Annotated in this window: 17 protein-coding genes; 9 read left to right on the forward strand and 8 right to left on the reverse strand. The window is 31.1% G+C overall.

Annotated elements, in window-relative coordinates; genetic code table 11:
• Positions 1 to 69: 69 nt before the first annotated feature.
• The 4 genes from Q4487_RS02555 to Q4487_RS02570 all read left to right on the forward strand — a co-directional run bounded on the left by Q4487_RS02555 (position 70) and on the right by Q4487_RS02570 (position 2,208).
• The gene (locus Q4487_RS02555) at positions 70 to 261 is read left to right on the forward strand and encodes a cold-shock protein (protein WP_027075965.1); all 192 of its coding nucleotides are present in this window, start codon (positions 70 to 72) and stop codon (positions 259 to 261) included.
• Positions 262 to 395: 134 nt separating this feature from the next.
• The gene (locus Q4487_RS02560; RefSeq protein WP_303544477.1) at positions 396 to 866 is read left to right on the forward strand and encodes a nucleoside deaminase; all 471 of its coding nucleotides are present in this window, start codon (positions 396 to 398) and stop codon (positions 864 to 866) included.
• Positions 867 to 1,028: 162 nt separating this feature from the next.
• Complete coding sequence (locus Q4487_RS02565) at positions 1,029 to 1,550, forward strand: DUF421 domain-containing protein (protein ID WP_303544480.1); 522 nt, start codon at positions 1,029 to 1,031, stop codon at positions 1,548 to 1,550.
• Positions 1,551 to 1,608: 58 nt separating this feature from the next.
• Positions 1,609 to 2,208 (forward strand): DUF6642 family protein, encoded by a 600-nt coding sequence (locus Q4487_RS02570; protein WP_303544483.1) that lies wholly within the window; start codon positions 1,609 to 1,611, stop codon positions 2,206 to 2,208.
• Positions 2,209 to 2,368: 160 nt separating this feature from the next.
• Here the strand turns inward: Q4487_RS02570 and Q4487_RS02575 are convergent, their stop codons facing one another.
• Positions 2,369 to 3,865 (reverse strand): YfcC family protein, encoded by a 1,497-nt coding sequence (locus Q4487_RS02575; RefSeq protein WP_303544486.1) that lies wholly within the window; start codon positions 3,863 to 3,865, stop codon positions 2,369 to 2,371.
• Positions 3,866 to 3,931: 66 nt separating this feature from the next.
• Here Q4487_RS02575 and Q4487_RS02580 point away from each other — a divergent pair, with 66 nt between their 5' ends.
• Positions 3,932 to 4,597, forward strand: coding sequence for a uracil-DNA glycosylase (locus tag Q4487_RS02580; protein WP_303544489.1), 666 nt, complete (start codon positions 3,932 to 3,934; stop codon positions 4,595 to 4,597).
• Positions 4,598 to 4,610: 13 nt separating this feature from the next.
• Here the strand turns inward: Q4487_RS02580 and Q4487_RS02585 are convergent, their stop codons facing one another.
• The 5 genes from Q4487_RS02585 to Q4487_RS02605 form a co-directional block, all read right to left on the reverse strand.
• On the reverse strand, positions 4,611 to 5,456 hold the full coding sequence (locus Q4487_RS02585; RefSeq protein WP_303544492.1) for a substrate-binding domain-containing protein: 846 nt from the start codon (positions 5,454 to 5,456) through the stop codon (positions 4,611 to 4,613).
• A gap of 2 nt (positions 5,457 to 5,458) precedes the next feature.
• Positions 5,459 to 6,328 carry a nucleoside phosphorylase gene (locus Q4487_RS02590; protein WP_303544495.1) on the reverse strand — a complete coding sequence of 290 codons (870 nt, stop codon included), beginning with the start codon at positions 6,326 to 6,328 and terminating at the stop codon, positions 5,459 to 5,461.
• A 1-nt stretch (position 6,329) separates the two neighbouring features.
• Entirely contained in the window at positions 6,330 to 7,262 is a 933-nt protein-coding gene (locus Q4487_RS02595; RefSeq protein ID WP_100895974.1) for a DUF1835 domain-containing protein, read from the reverse strand.
• Positions 7,263 to 7,331: 69 nt separating this feature from the next.
• Positions 7,332 to 7,661: a translation initiation factor gene (locus Q4487_RS02600; protein ID WP_100895973.1), complete on the reverse strand. Its 330-nt coding sequence runs from the start codon at positions 7,659 to 7,661 to the stop codon at positions 7,332 to 7,334.
• Positions 7,662 to 7,791: 130 nt separating this feature from the next.
• On the reverse strand, positions 7,792 to 8,742 hold the full coding sequence (locus tag Q4487_RS02605; RefSeq protein WP_100895972.1) for an isopenicillin N synthase family oxygenase: 951 nt from the start codon (positions 8,740 to 8,742) through the stop codon (positions 7,792 to 7,794).
• A 129-nt stretch (positions 8,743 to 8,871) separates the two neighbouring features.
• Here Q4487_RS02605 and Q4487_RS02610 point away from each other — a divergent pair, with 129 nt between their 5' ends.
• Positions 8,872 to 10,848, forward strand: coding sequence for a dehydrogenase E1 component subunit alpha/beta (locus Q4487_RS02610; protein WP_303544505.1), 1,977 nt, complete (start codon positions 8,872 to 8,874; stop codon positions 10,846 to 10,848).
• 58 nt (positions 10,849 to 10,906) lie between these two features.
• On the opposite strand, the gene Q4487_RS02615 is transcribed toward Q4487_RS02610, so the two are convergent.
• Positions 10,907 to 11,209, reverse strand: a complete 303-nt coding sequence (locus tag Q4487_RS02615) for an HPF/RaiA family ribosome-associated protein (RefSeq protein WP_100895970.1) — start codon at positions 11,207 to 11,209, stop codon at positions 10,907 to 10,909.
• A gap of 198 nt (positions 11,210 to 11,407) precedes the next feature.
• Positions 11,408 to 11,713 carry a hypothetical protein gene (locus Q4487_RS02620; RefSeq protein WP_100895969.1) on the reverse strand — a complete coding sequence of 102 codons (306 nt, stop codon included), beginning with the start codon at positions 11,711 to 11,713 and terminating at the stop codon, positions 11,408 to 11,410.
• 647 nt (positions 11,714 to 12,360) lie between these two features.
• On the opposite strand from Q4487_RS02620, the gene Q4487_RS02625 reads away from it, so the two are divergent.
• From Q4487_RS02625 to Q4487_RS02635, 3 genes are all read left to right on the forward strand, one after another.
• Complete coding sequence (locus Q4487_RS02625) at positions 12,361 to 13,377, forward strand: GntR family transcriptional regulator (protein WP_100895968.1); 1,017 nt, start codon at positions 12,361 to 12,363, stop codon at positions 13,375 to 13,377.
• Between the two features lie 162 nt (positions 13,378 to 13,539).
• On the forward strand, positions 13,540 to 16,560 hold the full coding sequence (locus Q4487_RS02630; protein ID WP_303544509.1) for a TonB-dependent receptor: 3,021 nt from the start codon (positions 13,540 to 13,542) through the stop codon (positions 16,558 to 16,560).
• Positions 16,561 to 16,578: 18 nt separating this feature from the next.
• Positions 16,579 to 18,156 carry a RagB/SusD family nutrient uptake outer membrane protein gene (locus tag Q4487_RS02635; protein ID WP_303544512.1) on the forward strand — a complete coding sequence of 526 codons (1,578 nt, stop codon included), beginning with the start codon at positions 16,579 to 16,581 and terminating at the stop codon, positions 18,154 to 18,156.
• The last annotated feature ends 42 nt before the right edge of the window (positions 18,157 to 18,198 follow it).

Raw genomic sequence — 18,198 nt, forward strand, 5'->3', positions numbered from 1 at the left:
AAGAGCCTTTCTATTTTTATTGGCACTATCTTTGCACTATTGATATCAAATTATTAATACAATATTATTATGAGTAAAGGAACAGTAAAGTTTTTCAACGACACAAAAGGATTCGGATTTATAACTGAAGAAGGAGTAGAGAAAGATCATTTTGTACACATTTCAGGATTAGTTGATGAAATCCGTGAAGGTGATGAAGTTGAATTTGACTTACAAGAAGGAAACAAAGGATTAAATGCAGTAAACGTAAAAGTTATCTAAATATATATTTCAAGTTTTTACAAAAAGTCCATCATTAGTTTGATGGACTTTTTTTTATGCCCAAAAACGAGTAATTGTAATAAATATGAGCTTATTTTAAAATGATTTGTATTTTGCTAAAAAATAGAAATAAAATGAGTGATGAAAAGTTTATGCAAGAAGCTGTAAATGCAGCTTTAAGAGGAATGCAAAACAATGAAGGCGGACCATTTGGTTGCGTTATAGTAAAAGATGGTAAAATTATAGGAAAAGGAAATAATAAAGTAACATCTACTAACGACCCAACTGCACACGCAGAGGTTACTGCAATTAGAGATGCGTGTAAAAATTTAGATTCTTTTCAGTTAGATGGTTGTACAATTTATACCTCTTGTGAGCCTTGCCCTATGTGTTTAGGTGCTATTTATTGGGCTAGACCAGACAAAGTTTACTACGGTAGTAGCCAAGCAGATGCTGCTAATATTGGGTTTGATGACGAGTTTATTTACAAAGAAATTCCGTTACCATACAATGAAAGAAGCATCCCGTTTGAGCAATTGTCTCCAGAAATAGCAATAAAGCCTTTTAACGAATGGACTAAAAAAGAAGATAAAACAGAGTATTAATTAAAGAGTATTCCGTTTTAAGCACTAATTAAACTAGTAAACATCTGGTTTTGTTAGTGCTTTTTTATTTAAAAGTCTGAAAAATGTATAGCGTTAACATAAAATCTAATTAAGACAATTACAAAATACTAATATCTATAGTTTTGAAATAAAAAAATAGATATGGAAAATTGGTTGTTTGCCTCAGGTGATATTATAGGAAAAGTTATACTAAGTATTTTAGCAATTTTTATAATAATTATTGTAATTACCAGAATATCTGGGCTAAGAACTTTTGCAAAAATGTCTAGTTTTGACTTTGCTTCTACAATAGCAATAGGCTCTATATTAGCATCTATAGTTTTAAACTCAGGGCAATCTATTTCTAAAGGAGCAATAGCTTTGGGTGGCATCATCTTATTTCAATCTGTTTTTTCATATTGCAAACGAAATTTTGAATGGTTTAATAATTTGTTTACCAATAAACCAATGTTATTAATGGAAAACGGAGAATTTATCCTTAATAATTTAAGAAAAACAAATGTAGATGCTAAAGATGTTTACGCTAAGCTTAGAGAGGCAAATGTAAAAGATAAAAGTGAAGCTTTAGCTGTTGTTTTAGAGAGTACCGGAGATATATCTGTAATACATAAGAGTAAAGATATTGGCTTGTCTGATGAAATTTTAACGGGTGTTAAAAAATAAATAGACTAAAAGATAAGTATTATTTTTGCATTTTATTTGTTATCATAAATACTAAAGTTTGTTAGAAAAAAGGCAACAATTACCCCAAGAAGAATTAATAGATCCAGATTATTTTATTTACTGTTTAGAAGCGGTAGATGATATAGAAATTGATACAGTTACTGATGCTCAAAAAAAATTAGTAGAGTTAACTAAGCAATATGGTGTAGCTAGTATTTATAAAACTTGTGACACTATTGAAGGTTTAGAAGCAAGTTTAAATACACTGCTTTTAGATGATCATAATTTTAAAAACTATGAAATAATTTACTTAGTTATAACTGGCGAAGCAAATAGTATTTGCTTAAATGACTATTATTATAGTTTACAAGAAATAGCAGAAATTTTTGAAGGTAAATTACAAGATAAAATTTTACACTTTTCTAATGCTAAAGTTTTAGATTTAGACGAAGAAGAAGCTCAGTATTTTATAGACATAACTGGTGCAAAAGGTGTTTCTGGCTATGGTAATGAATTTAATGGAGTAACTAGCTCAGAACTAGATAAAGCATTCTTTAATTTATTTAAAGAAGATGATAATATGTTTGATGTTGTAGAAGAGTTACACCAAAGGCATTATAAAATGTGTAAACTGCTAGATTTTAGATTGTACTACTAAGTAGAAATCATTTTTTACTTAAAATTCCAAATCTACGAGAATCGCGTATTTAAAAATATCTGTACATAATTACAGAATACGCCATTTGTGACAACTCTATTTTTTAACGTTGTTGAAAAAAATAATTCCTATCACTTTATAAATATAAAGCTAGTTTTATTTATAAATAAACAGATACAGTAAGCACTACCATTAAAAATATGGTTAAAATAGCTACTAAAGGCCATACAAATTTTAGCCATTTATTGTAACCAACCTTCACAATTGCTAAAGAAGCAAGTATTAATCCGGTAGGGTTTATAAACTTAAATAGCCCCATACCATACAAATATGCATTTACAATCATTTCTCTGCCAATACCTGCTGTGTCTGCTAAAGGCGACATAATAGGCATACTTAAAACAGCCATACCAGATGTAGAAGGTATAAAAAATGAAAGTCCGCTATACACCAACATTACAGAGTTAATAAAAATACCTTTTTCCATACCGCTAGTAACACTAGACGCGTAGTATAATAATGTATCTCCTATTGCACCATCTTGCATTAAAACGGTTACACCCTTGGCAATACCTATAATAAAAGCAACTCCCAAAAGGTCTCCTGCACCTTTAACAAAAGTATCTATAAATTGTGTTTCTTTAATTTTTGCAATAATACCTATGATTATAGAGCCTACTAAAAACACAGTTGTCATCTCTACAAACCACCAGTCTAAACTAGATACACCGTATACCATTACAACAAAACAAGCTGTAAATACAAGCAATATTAAGCGTAGTCTACCAGTTAATTTTAAGCTAGTCTTACTAGCGTCTGATCCAAATAGGTGTTCTATTTCTGCTTTTTGGTCATAAATAATAGACCTAGTAGGGTCCTTTTTAACACGCTGTGCATATCTAGTAATGTAAACAATACAAATAATTAAACCCAAAACAAGTGTAATAACTCTACCATCTATACCAGATGTCCAGTTTATACCAGCTGCATTAGATGCTATAATAACACTAAACGGATTTATGGTAGAAGCTAAAGTACCTATACAAGAACCAATGTAAATAGATGCCAAAGCAACCATTGCATCATATTTAGCAGCTAAAAATATGGGAATTAAAATAGGGTAAAAGGCTATTATTTCTTCTTCTAAACCAAAAGTTGTTCCGCCTAAAGCAATAAGGCAAGTAACCAAAATTATTAATATGTATTCTTTTCCCTGTAATTTGTTAGCTAACCACGCAATTCCGGCATCAAAAGCACCAGTTAAATTCATTATGGCAATTAAACCACCAATAATTAAGACTAAAAAAATGATGTCTGCAGCTTCAATTATTCCTTTTATAGGCGATTTTAAAAAAGCTGCTACACCTTGTGGTTGTGCCTCAATCTCTTTATAAGTATCAGGTATACCTATAGGCTTTCTTATATCTCCGTTTTTAAATTTTTCTAAAGGAATATTAATATGCAATGTAGTTAGCACCTCGTTAGTAGCAGGTATTATAGTAGATTCTGATCCACTTTTTCTAACAAACGTATTATCAGCTTCATTATACGTTAATGTGTCGTATTTACCAGCTGGCACTAAATATGTTAAAACAGCTACAAGTGCTGCTATTACTAATAAAATTGCTTGTGCAGAAGGAAATTTTAATTTTTTCAATGCGTATATTTTTTCAAGGGTTTAAAGATAGTATTATTTTAGTTGAATAATTAGTTTTGATAAAGAATGAAAACAAGTATACCAGAAAGTTGGAGTCATATTATTTTACCAGAGTTTAAAAAAGAGTATTTTAAAGAGCTTACTTCTTTTGTTACTGAAGAGTATAAAAAAAACACATGTTATCCTGAAAAAAAAGACATATTTGCAGCCTTTAATTGGAGTTCTTTTAATGATACTAAGGTGGTTATTATTGGTCAAGATCCTTATCACGGACCAAACCAGGCAAACGGATTGTGTTTTTCTGTAAAAGATGATATTAAGCATCCGCCATCACTAATAAATATTTTTAAAGAATTAGAAACCGATTTAAATATACCGTATCCTGACAGTGGTAATTTAGAACGATGGGCTAAACAGGGTGTTTTGTTATTAAACGCTACATTAACTGTTAAAGCACACGAGGCTGGTAGTCATCAAAAAAAAGGATGGGAAACGTTTACAGATACTGTTATTAGTAAAATATCTGAGGAAAAAGAAGGTGTTATTTTTTTACTTTGGGGTGGATTTGCTAAAAAGAAATCAAAATTAATAGATACTAAAAAGCATCATATTTTAACAAGCGGACACCCATCTCCTTTAAGCGCAAATAGAGGGTATTGGTTTGGAAACAAACATTTTAGTGCTGCAAATACCATTCTAAAAGATAGTGGAAAGGCACAGATAGAATGGTAATTGAGCTTATTTATTAAAGTAAAACAGAGTTACTGTCTAGTTTTTTATCTATTAAATCTAAAGAAAGTAAAGTGTCTTGTACTTTCTCTAATGTTTTTGTGTTTAATTGTGACTGACTCCAACGTGTTTTGGACATCCATTCTTGTATGTCTTCTAACTTTTGTTCATACCTATTTGCTAAAGTCCTATCTATACTTGGTATAGTTTTAAATTCTTCAGTATACATATTAATTACCTCTAAAATATGTTGTAGTGTACCAGAATTTTCAGCAATAAAATTATCTGTTGCAGCAATTACAAAACAAGGCCAAGGAGTAGGGCAGTCTGCTACTCTTCTAAAAGTTCCATTATCTACTAAAGGTTTTGTAGTAAAATGTTCCCACATAAAATAATCTGCGGTACCGTTAGTTAATCCTTCTACAGCGCCATCTAAATTATTAATAATTTGAAACTGTAATTTGCTGGTGTCCCAATTTTTATTTTGTGCATTAACATATGCCATTAAATGACTACCACTACCAAACCTACTAATTGCTGCTTTGGTATTTATAAGATCTTCTATAGTCTGGTACTTGCTGTTTGCACCAACATGTATTCCCCATAAAAGAGGTGTTGCAATATACTCTTGTACAATTTTTGCTTTTGTACCTGCTGTTATACTTTTTACCAAACCTTCAGTAAGTATAATAGCTATATCTGCCTCATTATCTGCCAACATTTGGCACATTCTTCCTGTGCCTTCAGGAATATCTGTCCATTCTAAATTTATACCACGGTCTTTAAATGCATTTTCTTCTATAGCTAAATGCCAAGGTAAATTAAAATGCTCCGGAACTCCTATTATTTTAACTGTTTTCAATACTATGATGTTAGCTTGTTTAGCGTATATTTTATTAACTCTTCTACAGTTTCTGATGGTGTTACAGAAAACTCTCCGTTAGCTCTATTAGCTAAAATAGCGTTTAATGATAATGCATTATGACCAAGCAATTTTGCTAAGCCATAAATACCAGAAGTTTCCATTTCTAAATTGGTAACTTTTAAATTATTATGCCTAAAAGATGCTATTTTGTTGTTTAACTCGTTATCCTGAGTGTTTAAACGTAAAATTCTGCCTTGAGGACCATAAAAGCCAACATTTGTAGCGGTAAAACCTTTTACAAATTTATCTGAGTATATTTTATCTGCTAGTTTTGTGCTGCAAGTAACAACATAGGGTGTAGATTTCTCTTTTGCCCAATTTGTATGTGTCACAAAAGCATCCTGAATTTCATTATGCTGTACGTGTTTGCTATCATAAAATTGCAACAAGCTATCTAAGCCAATGGCATATTCGCTCATTAGAAAAGAATTTATAGGAATATCTGCTTGTATTGCACCAGATGTACCAATTCTAATAATATCTAAAATTGTTTTCTCTTCTTTAATAGTTCTTTTAGTAAAATCTATATTTACTAAAGCATCTAATTCGTTTAAAACAATATCTATATTATCTGTACCAATACCTGTAGAAATAACAGAAATACGTTTTCCGTTAAGTACACCAGTATGTGTAATAAACTCTCTTTTACCTTTTTTAAGCTCTATGGTATCAAAATACTTAGATACTTCACCAACACGGTCGGGATCGCCAACAGTAATTATGGTAGTTGCTATATCTTCTGGTAATATATTAAGGTGATAAATGCTATTGTCAGCATTTAAAATTAACTCCGATGGACTTAATTGCATATTATAATTTAAGGATTCTGTCTGTATTGGTGTTGTACAAAAAGTTATACTTTAATGCACCACCTAAATAAACGTCATTATCTTGTATACAAGAGTAATAACTTGTTTGTTGTTCTAGTATTTCTTTTCCTTTTTTAGTTAGTTTAACTGGGTTAAAAGAACCAAATAAAGGTTTTAAAGAAGTTATTATTTTTTGATATTGAATATCTCCAAAACCGTAGTTATTATCTGCTACAAGTAACTTTTTAATAAGTTCGTTTTTGGTTTTTGGTTTTTTGGTTGATGCCAATTGCAAAAGATTATTTTCTACTGCATTTAAGCCATTTTTAATAGAAGGGAAGCGTTGTAAATGAAGGTCTATAGCTTTTTCTAAGTAAGGAAATCTATATTTGGCAAAATCTGTTAAGTTTTCTAACCTAATAGGGTTATCACTACAATACAACTGCCATATATAATCTGCATATTCTATATCATCTTGTCGTAAAAACGTACGCTCTTCATAATGCTGCAGTAGTTGGTCGTTTGTTAACTCAGATAAACTATAAAGTTTAGATTTTCCTTCTATTTCTCCGCTACAAACTACAGATATTTCTGCGTATCTGCGGTGCATTTTTAACCAACTAACAACGGCAAGCATATTAATCTGACAAAACAAATCATACTCAAACCATAAAACAATTTTATCTTCTTTTTTATGATTACATAAAGACCTGTATTCTTTTAATGTTAAATCAATAAACTTTGCTTTAGTAACCTTATAGTTTTTGCTTAAAAAATCAAACCTAGCTTTCCAAAAACTTTCACTACCTACGTTATTTAATGTTTTGCCTTCGCACAACATCTCATTCCAGGTAATAATGTCTCCTTTTATAGGTAAGTTTTTCAATCTATCTGTAAAGTTTCCTCCGTTGGTTATGTGTAAGATGGACCCCATAGTAGTTTTCTAGATTTGAACTATTAAAATTACATTTTTATCTAAATAATCAAAAAAAAATTAACACTTTTAACCACCAACGCGTTTAACGTTAAAGCCTTTCTCTTTTAGTATGCTCATAATCTGGTCTCTATAATCTCCCTGAATTATAATGCTATCGTTTTTAAAACTACCGCCAACGCTAAGTTTTTGCTTTAATTCTTTAGCTAACAACTTAAAATCTGCATCTGCACCTGTATAACCTTCTAGTATGGTAATTGGTTTCCCTTTTCTTTTCTCGTACTTACAAATAATAGGGTCATCTTGCAGCCAAATATCACTTTTAGGTGCTTTTTTTTCTACATCTTCACTTGGTTTATGGTCCGGAAAAAGGTTTTTTAATTGGTCTTGTAAGTCCATTTTACTATAATATTGGTTAAATGCTTTTATTAAGGATATTGGTTCTTCAATTTAAAAAAGAAAAACAACTAAATATTGGAGTTTTAAAATACCAATATTTAGTTGTTTGTGTATACTTCTTTAAAAATTATTACTTTTTAATAAGTCCTAATTCTATCAATCTTTCGTGTAAAAATTCACCAGCAGTAATATCTTCAAACTGTTTTGGGTTGTTATCATCTACACAATTTTCTAAGCAATTTAGTGGCATTTCACTAACAGGGTGCATAAAAAAAGGGATAGAATAACGAGAAGTTCCCCATAATTCTTTTGGTGGGTTAACCACTTGGTGTATGGTAGACTTTAATTTGTTGTTTGTTAGCCTAGATAACATATCACCAACATTAATCATTAACTGGTCTGGACGTGCAATAGCATCTACCCAGTCACCATTATGGTTTTTAACCTGTAAACCTTTACCGTGGGCACCCATTAACAATGTAATTAGGTTAATATCTCCGTGGGCAGCAGCGCGTACTGCATTTTTAGGTTCATCTTTAATTGGTGGGTAATGTATAGGTCTTAAAATAGAGTTTCCGTTTTTAATGTAATCATCAAAATACGTCTCTTCTAAATTTAAATGCAATGCTAAAGCTCTAAGTACATACTTAGCTGTTTTTTCTAACATTTTAAAAGTTTCTTCACCTATAACATTAAAGTTAGGTTGCTCTTTTACTATAACATTATCTGGGTATTCGGCTTCTAATTTAGCATCATTTTCTACATACTGTCCAAAGTGCCAAAACTCTTTTAAATCTCCTTCTTTTTTACCTTTTGCATGCTCTTTACCAAAAGAAGTATATCCACGCTGACCGCCAATACCTTCAATCTCATAACTATCTTTTAATTCTTGAGGCTGATTAAAAAAGACTTTAATTTCTTCATATAAATCTGCCACTAACTTATCAGATAAAAAGTGGCCACTTAAGGCAACAAAACCTATGTTTTCAAAAGCACTACCAATTTCATTGATAAACTTTTCTTTTTGTGTCTTGTCGTCAGATAAAAATTCCTGTAAATTGACACTTGGAATAGAACTCATCGTATAATATTTTTTTATATATTCAAATTTAATAATAATCTAACATTTTCTGATAAATTATTAATTTTTATAACAATATCTCTTCTAATTTGTTACTTTTATTTCTCAATTTATAAAATTTTCCGCTAAATGGAATTCAATAATAAAACAATTTCTTCAGAAGAGCAGTTATTACTGTACAAACGTATGATAAAGCCGCGTTTAATTGAAGAAAAAATGCTTATTTTATTACGTCAAGGTAAAATTTCTAAGTGGTTTAGTGGTATTGGTCAAGAAGCCATTGCTGTTGGTGTCACTAGTGCCTTACAAAAAAACGAATATATTCTTCCTATGCACCGTAATTTAGGTGTGTTTACAACTCGTGAAATTCCTTTATATAGACTATTTTCTCAATGGCAAGGAAAAGCAAACGGTTTTACCAAAGGTAGAGACCGTAGTTTTCATTTTGGGACACAAGAATTTAATATTGTTGGAATGATATCGCATCTTGGACCACAATTAGGTGTTGCAGACGGTATTGCTTTAGCTAATAAATTAAAAGATAATGGCAAAGTAACAGCTGTTTTTACAGGAGAAGGCGCTACCAGCGAAGGTGATTTTCACGAGGCATTAAACGTTGCTGCTGTTTGGCAACTTCCTGTTTTGTTTTGTATAGAAAATAATGGCTACGGCTTATCTACTCCAACAAAAGAGCAATATTATTGTGAGCATTTGGTAGATAAAGGTATTGGTTACGGCATAGAATCTCACCAAATAGATGGTAATAATATAATAGAGGTATATAGTAAGGTTAACCAATTGTGCGAAAGCATTAGAAAAAATCCTAGACCAATATTAATAGAGTTTTTAACTTTTAGAATGCGAGGCCATGAAGAGGCTAGTGGTACTGCTTATGTGCCAGATGCATTATTAGATGAGTGGGCAAAAAAAGATCCTATTACAAATTACGAAGCTTTTTTAAAGAAAAACAATGTTTTAAATGATGACTTAATTGCAAGTATTACAGCTAATTACAAAGCTGAAATAAATGATAACTTGCAAGTTGCTTTTGAAGAGCTAACAATAACGTCTACAGTAGAAAACGAATTAAATGATGTTTTTAAACCTTTTAATTTTGAAGAAATTTTACCTGTAGGTGAATCTAAAAATATACGTTTGGTTGATGCTATTTCTCAAGGCTTAAAACAAGCTATGGAAAAGTATAAAAACCTTGTAATTATGGGACAAGATGTTGCCGAATACGGTGGTGTTTTTAAAATTACAGAGGGTTTTGTTGCCGAATTTGGCACAGAACGCGTTCGGAATACGCCAATATGTGAGTCTGCTATAGTTTCTACTGCAATGGGCTTATCTATAAACGGGCACAAAGCTGTTGTAGAAATGCAATTTGCAGATTTTGTAAGTAGTGGTTTTAATCCTATAGTAAACTTATTAGCTAAGTCTCATTACCGTTGGGCAGAAAATGCAGATGTTGTGGTGCGAATGCCCTGTGGTGGCGGAGTTGGTGCAGGTCCTTTTCACTCTCAAACAAATGAAGCTTGGTTTACCAAAACACCAGGTTTAAAAGTGGTGTATCCTGCTTTTCCTTATGATGCCAAAGGGTTATTAGCAACAGCTATAGAAGATCCTAATCCGGTTTTATTTTTTGAGCATAAAGGATTGTATAGAAGTATTTACCAAGACGTACCAGAAAATTATTATACATTGCCTTTAGGTAAAGCAAGTATTTTAAAAGAGGGTAGTGCCGTAACTATTGTAAGTTATGGTGCAGGTGTACATTGGGCTTTAAACACATTAGAAAACAATAAAGATATTAGCGCAGATCTTATAGATTTACGTTCGTTAGCTCCTTTAGATAAAGAAACAATTTATGCATCTGTTAAAAAAACAGGCCGACTTATAATTTTACAAGAAGATACTATGTTTGGAGGTATTGCTAGTGATATATCTGCAATGGTAATGGAAAATTGTTTTGAGTATTTAGATGCGCCTGTAAAGCGTGTAGCTAGTATAGAAACACCAATACCTTTTGCTAGAGACTTAGAAAATGAATACCAATCTAAAAATAGATTTGAGCAAGAACTAAAAAATTTGCTAGCGTATTAAAAACTAGCAAATTTTTTAGAGCCTAAAAGACTACTTAAAAGTTAAGATGAAAACAGAATTAATATGTTTTCATTTTAGCTTTTCTTTTTTCTAATTGTCTGCTTAAATCATCTACACTAGATGTTATAGCAGCTTCGTAAGATGCCTCACTAGATTCTGAAAATAATCTAGGTCCTGGTGCACTTAAACGTACGCCAATTACTTTTCCTGTTTCAGGCGAAGAAGTATTTTCTTTTTTAAAGAAAATGTCTGCACTTACAATAAAGTCGTACTTGTTTAAAAGTTTATCAATTTTTTTAGCTACTAATATTTCTAAGCGGTTACTTGCTGTAACACCATCGTAGTGAAAGTTTATATTCATAGGTCTAGTATTTTATTTGAAGATACATATAGTACACTAAAAAATCAAATGTTTAAACCTAATATTATATTAAAGTTAAAACATTGTTGCTAGTTCTAAATTTAAGACATTAAAAATTAATAGGTTGTATAATTACTAAATACAAAAAAAAGCACAACAATTAAGTTGTGCTTTTAGTAATTTAATGATAAATAGCAATTACTCCTGCAATTCCAGGTCTGTAATAATGCTAGTAGTTGTTTCTTCTTCTGTTTCTGCATCCACAACAGTTTCAGATTCGTATGTAATAGCAAACGTTTTACCTTTAAAGGCTTCGTCAGATAAATCATACTTACCTAATGCTTCTGCACTTACTCCTTGAAATTCCAAAGTAGATCCATCTTCCGCAGAGAATTGATATACTTCGTTTTCAAATCCAGCATAAGTTGCAGTTACATTTTCTGTTGATACTAAAGAAGTTACAGCCGTAGCTAATGCAAATAATACAATTGATAATGTTTTCATAGTGTTCAAATTTATTTAGGGTTAATAACTGGTATATCTACGCACAAAAAATAGCTTTAGATGTTATAAAAAATTACTTTTATGTATTTTTTATATGTATAAGTTGTAAATTTAACATAATAAATAAATTTAAAATCCTTAAAATCAACATCTTAATTATTTTGTAAGAAAATATGTTAAATTTTAGTTTTATTGGTATTTATAACTGAAATGCGTTACAGAATAGCAATGTATTTTAAATTTTTATTCATCTTTTAGCAATTCTAAGTCTACTAAAACGTTTTTAATCTCCTCTTCTTAGTTCCTGTAAATATTTCTGCAGAAACAAAGTTGAAACAGCTGTACCTAAAACTTAGTGTTCTCATAAACCTTTGTTTAAAGGTTAAATTCTATGTACGTTTTAGCTATAATCCCTAGATGTTATAAAAGTTATAAATATGTAGTTATTTTTATTTTATACTGAGTAAATGATAAATAATATAGGTTTATATTGTAAAACCCTTTGTTTTAAGGGTGTTTTAAAATTAATATTTCAATATTGCTGTTGAAAAAAAAGTAGTACAACTCATCTAACATTAGTTTAATAACTTTGATTTTTATAATTTGAGAACTTGTACCAATAAGTTATTGGAGTAACCACTATATAAATGAATGAGCTTTTTAATAAAATAAAAGAATTAAAAGACGAAAGTTTAAGGTCTAAGCATGAGCAATTAGTAACTGGTATTATAAATGCTATTAATGACAAGGATTTAAAAAAAGGAGATCGTTTGCCTTCTATTAATAACATGGTAAAGGAAGTTGGTTTTGCCCGTAAAACTATCGTTAGGGCTTATGAAGACCTTAAAGGAAGAGGCATTGTAGAGTCTAAAAACTTTAAAGGCTATTATATAGCTAACATAAATACAAAATCTAAGCTAAAAATTGCTTTGTTATTATATGCGTTTCAGGCTTTCCACGAGGATTTTTACAATACATTTAGAAAAGAGCTTGGTAAAAAATACCAAATAGATATTTTTTTTCATCATAATAACCTAGAGGTTTTCAAAAATATAATAGATACTGTTAATGGTAAATATGGGATGTATGTTATAGCGCCTATTCCTGTACCAGAAGTAGGGGTAATGCTACGCCAAATACCATCTGAAAAATTGCTTATTATAGATAGATATATAGAAATGCCACAGGAGTATTCTTTTATTTCTCAAGAGTTTGAAAACTCTACCTATCAAAGACTACAAGAATTATATGATGGTATTAAAAAGTATGATAAAATGATTCTTTTTTATAGAAGTGACTCTGATTATCCAGAAGGTATAAAAAATGGGTTTACAAGGTTTATTGATGATTACTCTATAAACGGATCTATACAAAAAACTCACAAACAAGGTAGTGTTAAAAAAAATACACTTTATTTTTTTATTAGTGATACCAATTTGTGGCAAGTGTTAAAAGACACAGTTCAAGAAGGTTACAAGTTAGGAGAAGATGTAGGTATTATTACGCATAATGATAGTGATGCTAAAGAAATTATTTTTAACGGCATTACCACTATTTCCGCGGATTTTAAAGAAATGGCTATTGAAGCAGCTACATTTGTTAAAGATAAAATTGCTGTTCATAAAATTATCCCCTCTCAAATAAAAAAGAGAAATTCTCTTTAGTATCAATACCTAATTTTTAGTCACAGTTTATTAGCTAATCTTTAAATTTATTTGTAAAAATTTGAAGATATGATATTTATGCATATATTTGCTTGTAGCATACTGTATCACAGTTTTGTTAAAATTAAAATAGAACAACTATAAACTTTAACACTTTATTAAATGACTAAGCAACAACTTAAGCTTTTGTTTTATGCAGCCATATTACTTATTGGCTTTGTAACAAATGCACAAACAAACACTGTAACAGGTACTGTTACAGATGGGGAATATCCACTACCTGATGTGAATATTTCTGTAAAGGGAACTACCAATGGAGTAATTTCAGATTTTGATGGTCTTTATACTATTAAGAACTTAACTTCTGGTGATGTTTTGGTATTTAGTTATGTTGGGTACATTACTCAAGAAATAGCATATACCAATCAAGAAACTGTAAATGTTGTAATGAAAGAAGATGCAGAAGCATTGGACGAAGTTGTAATTGTTGGTTACGGTACCTCAAGTAAAAGAGAGGCTACTAGTGCCGTAGCTACAATAAAAGGTAAAGAAGTAGTAAATACAATTGCTAGTAACCCAACAACGGCACTGCAAGGTAAACTGTCTGGTATACAAATTGAAGCTCCAGGTGGCCAACCAGGCGGATCTCCAAATGTGTTTGTAAGGGGTATAAACTCTTTAAGTAATGCTAACCCATTATACATTGTAGATGGTTTATTTGTAGACAATATGGATTATGTAAATCCAAAGGATATTGATGATATATCTGTATTAAAAGATGCCGCTGCTGCTGCAATTTATGGTTCTAGAGCAGCAAATGGTGTGGTTTTAATTAAAACAAATCATGGTAGAAAAAATCAGGCTTTAAAAGTAGATTTTAATGCCAGAGTAGGTGTAGATTCTCCAAGTAAAAAATTGGATTTTATTAATGGTGAGCAATATACCAATTACTTAAACCAACGTTTTATTAATGATGGTTCTGCTAACTCTGTAACTTGGAATGGAGTAAGTACAGATTGGCAAGAAGAGTCCTTACAATCTGGTATTGTAGAAGATTACGGATTGTCTATTTATGGTGGCGGTGAAGTTTCATCTTATTTTGGGTCTGTAAACTATTTTAACCAAGATGGTATTTTAGTAGGCTCTGGATTTAAAAGGTTAAATGCAAGGTTTAATTCTGAACATCAATTTAATAAATTAAAAATAACACATTCTTTAGGTATTACAGAAGGGGAGTTACAAAGTAATAATTGGTATGGTTTTGATGCCGTAACAGCACCAACAATTGCATTATCTAATCCAAATTATGAAGGTGGTTTTGATGGGCCTTCTTTGCCTATTCACGGTCCTGGTGGTTTAAACCAATACGGTTTGGCATCTTTAGAAGATAATAAAGAAACTACAAGAACATTATTTACAAGCTTAAAGTTAGATTATGATATTACAGACAATTTATCTGCTGCTGTAAATTTTGGTTTAGATTATAGACACAGAAAAAATTACCAATTTACTCCAACGTTTGAGATGACAGATCCTAACAATCCAATAGATGCTGTGCGTAACTTAAATGTAGTAAATGATTTAACAAACTATACGCAAGAGGATGTAAACTTGTTGTTTGAGCCTACTATTAATTATAAAAAAACATTTAATGATTTACATAAGGTAGATGTTGTTTTAGGATATACAAGATTTTTAGAAAACCAGACAAGCAATGGTTTGTACGGTGAGGATACTCCTAGTAATAATACAAGAGTAGCTAGTGCTTTAGGTACGTTAATACAACCATTAGGTGAAGATAATAAAGCTGCTTTATTATCTTATTTTGGGCGTTTTAACTATGGGTATGACAGTAAATATTTATTTTCTGCTACAGTTAGGAGAGATGCATCATCTAGATTTAATAAAGACAATAGAGTTGGTTATTTTCCTGCTTTCTCTGGTGCTTGGAATATTAGTAGCGAAGACTTTTTTGAGTCAGAAACAGTTAACTTTTTAAAATTAAGAGTTTCATATGGTGAACTTGGGTCTTATCCAGATGCTTTTTACCCAACACAATCAGTATTTTTAGCCAATCAGTCTAACACTAGCTTTGGTGGTACTTTAGCACCTGGACTAGCGCAAACAAGACTAGCAGATCCTGACTTAGTTTGGGAAACAACTAAAACTTTTGATATTGGTGTAGACTTAGCAATGTTTAACAATGCTCTTAAATTTACAGCAGATTATTACACAAAAAATGTAGATGATGCTCTAGTACCTATTAGTGTACCCTCTACTGCTGGTGTTAGTTTACCTGTTATTAGAAATGCTGGTACATTAGTAAATAATGGTTTTGAGTTTGATTTGAGTTACAAAAAATCTGATGGAGACTTTAAATATAATGTAAGCACAAATTTCTCTTTTAACCTTAAAAATGAAGCAAAAGATATACCTGCTACCATATTAGGCCCGGAAATAGATGAAGATTTGCGTATTGTAAACAGAACACAAGCAAATAGCCCTGTTGGTGCTTTTTACGGTTGGACGGTTGAACACAAAGTTAATCCAGCTACAGGAGATTTTGTACGTGTTGATACTAGTGGAGATGGTATTGTAGATGAAAATGATATAGGTATTATTGGAGATCCAACACCAGATTTTACATATGGTTTAAACTTTACTGGAGAATATAAAAATTTTGATATTGCATTAAACTTTAATGGTGTACAAGGAAATGAAATTTATAACGTTGGTCGTTATTACAACATTTTATGGCAAGATGGCGGTAAACTAACAGAAGTTTTAAACTCCTGGACTCCAACCAATACAGATACAAATATACCAAGAGCTACAATTGCTGATGAGCAGGGTAATAGAGCTCCTTCATCTTTCTTTGTAGAAGATGGTTCTTTCTTTAGATTAAAAAATATAGAACTTGGTTACAAATTTCCTAATGAAGTTTTAGGTACTGATTGGGTAAAAGATTTAAGAGTATCACTAAACCTACAAAATGTATTTGTAATTACTAGTTACAGCGGTTATGATCCTGATGTTGCCTCAACAAATGGTGGCCGAGCAAACATTAACTCTGGTGTGCCTGGTGTTAGAACTGCTGTAAACCCTTTATTAGGTAGGGGTTTAGATGCTAGATCTTATCCAAATGCAAGAACAATTAGTCTTGGTGTAACAGCAAGTTTTTAAAAAATAACTCATACAATTATGAAAAATATATATAAAATAAAATCGCCTTTTAGTACGCTATTATTAGTATCTATGGTGTTTATCTCTAGTTGTTCTGATGATGTTTTAGATCAACCAAATAATAATGCAACCTCTACAGGGAATTTTGGTAATACAGCAGAACAAGTAGAAACGGCTATTAACGGAGCTTTTCATCCAATAACAGGAACTTTTTTCTGGGGAAGAATTATACACACTGGAGCATTTTTAAGATCAGATGAGTATAACGTAATACCTTTAGATCTTAATACAACAATGTCTACTCTACAAGGTAAACCAGGAGATCGTTGGTCTACAGAGCTTTGGCAAGAACTTTACAAATCTATTTCTAGATGTAATAATATAATAGTTAATACATCTAAAGAAAGTATTGCAGAAGAAGATTACAATCCTTTAGTTGGACAAGCATATTTTTTAAGAGCTTTTGATTATTGGTACTTATTAAACTTATATGGTAATGTTCCTATTATTCCAGATACTCCAGATTTTGACAATCTTTTACTAAACCAGGCTCCACAAGCAGATGTTTGGAAACAAATAATTGAAGACTTAGAAAAAGCAGAAACAATGTTACCTGAAAGTTGGGATGGCACCAATTTAGGTAGAGTAACGTCTGGTGCTGCTACAGCTTTAAAAGGTAAAAGCTATTTGTATACGAAAGACTGGACAAATGCACACCAAACATTAAGTACATTAGTTGGTAAATATGCCTTATTACCAGCATCAGAATACGGAGATAATTTTACTGAAGCTAATGAAAACAATGCAGAATCTGTATTTGAATTACAATTTTTAGGTCAAACAAACTTTGTTTGGGGTTCAGATATTCCGCAAACTGGTACAATGGGTAATTTTCATATAGATTATGCTCCGCCAGCTAAATCTGCTGACAACGGACATATTTTTAATCCTTGGTTAAAAAAATTGTTTGAAGATAATGGAGATACCTTTAGAAGAAATGAAACTTTAGTTTATGATTATCCTGGTTCTACAGGTTACGGCGGGTCTGACTATTTTACAGATTTTGCAGAAGATATAGCTATTGCAGAAGATTTTGGTGTAGAACCTATATTCTCTAAAAAATACGCTGGTTTAGATATAGGAGAAAGAACAGAAGTTGATAGATTAGGGACTAATGTTGGTACTAATTGGAGGGTTATTAGATATTCTGATGTTTTACTAATGTTAGCAGAAGCATTAAATGAAGATGCAAAAACAGCAGAAGCTATAGGATATTTAAATATGGTTAGAGAAAGACCAGGTTCTGGTTTAACAGCAACTACAGCTGTATCTCAAGACGAAGTTAGACAGGCTATAATAGAAGAACGAGCAATGGAATTAGCTGGTGAAGGTCATCGTTATTTTGATTTAGTACGTTGGGGATTAGCAGACGATTATTTGGGAGCAACATCTTTACACGTAACAAATGGTGCACAACCTAATCATCCAAAATCTATTAGTGGTGGTACGTTTACTCCTGGTAGAGATGAAGTTATTTGGATTCCTAACTCAGAAAGAGATGCTAATCCTAATTTAAAACAGAATCCTAATTATTAAAGAATTGAGTTAGTTTTTTTTTGAATTTTTTTAATTTACAAA

This window comes from Cellulophaga sp. 3_MG-2023 (genome assembly GCF_030546975.1).
GTDB lineage: Bacteria > Bacteroidota > Bacteroidia > Flavobacteriales > Flavobacteriaceae > Cellulophaga.

Excerpts from the sequence above, each read along its gene's own strand:
- Q4487_RS02555 (WP_027075965.1), top strand. The coding sequence starts at position 70 with ATGAGTAAAGGAACAGTAAAGTTTTTCAACGACACAAAAGGATTCGGA.
- Q4487_RS02560 (WP_303544477.1), top strand. The coding sequence starts at position 396 with ATGAGTGATGAAAAGTTTATGCAAGAAGCTGTAAATGCAGCTTTAAGA.
- Q4487_RS02565 (WP_303544480.1), top strand. The coding sequence starts at position 1,029 with ATGGAAAATTGGTTGTTTGCCTCAGGTGATATTATAGGAAAAGTTATA.
- Q4487_RS02580 (WP_303544489.1), top strand. The coding sequence starts at position 3,932 with ATGAAAACAAGTATACCAGAAAGTTGGAGTCATATTATTTTACCAGAG.
- Q4487_RS02590 (WP_303544495.1), bottom strand. The coding sequence starts at position 6,328 with ATGCAATTAAGTCCATCGGAGTTAATTTTAAATGCTGACAATAGCATT.
- Q4487_RS02595 (WP_100895974.1), bottom strand. The coding sequence starts at position 7,262 with ATGGGGTCCATCTTACACATAACCAACGGAGGAAACTTTACAGATAGA.
- Q4487_RS02600 (WP_100895973.1), bottom strand. The coding sequence starts at position 7,661 with ATGGACTTACAAGACCAATTAAAAAACCTTTTTCCGGACCATAAACCA.
- Q4487_RS02605 (WP_100895972.1), bottom strand. The coding sequence starts at position 8,742 with ATGAGTTCTATTCCAAGTGTCAATTTACAGGAATTTTTATCTGACGAC.
- Q4487_RS02610 (WP_303544505.1), top strand. The coding sequence starts at position 8,872 with ATGGAATTCAATAATAAAACAATTTCTTCAGAAGAGCAGTTATTACTG.
- Q4487_RS02615 (WP_100895970.1), bottom strand. The coding sequence starts at position 11,209 with ATGAATATAAACTTTCACTACGATGGTGTTACAGCAAGTAACCGCTTA.
- Q4487_RS02620 (WP_100895969.1), bottom strand. The coding sequence starts at position 11,713 with ATGAAAACATTATCAATTGTATTATTTGCATTAGCTACGGCTGTAACT.
- Q4487_RS02625 (WP_100895968.1), top strand. The coding sequence starts at position 12,361 with ATGAATGAGCTTTTTAATAAAATAAAAGAATTAAAAGACGAAAGTTTA.
- Q4487_RS02630 (WP_303544509.1), top strand. The coding sequence starts at position 13,540 with ATGACTAAGCAACAACTTAAGCTTTTGTTTTATGCAGCCATATTACTT.
- Q4487_RS02635 (WP_303544512.1), top strand. The coding sequence starts at position 16,579 with ATGAAAAATATATATAAAATAAAATCGCCTTTTAGTACGCTATTATTA.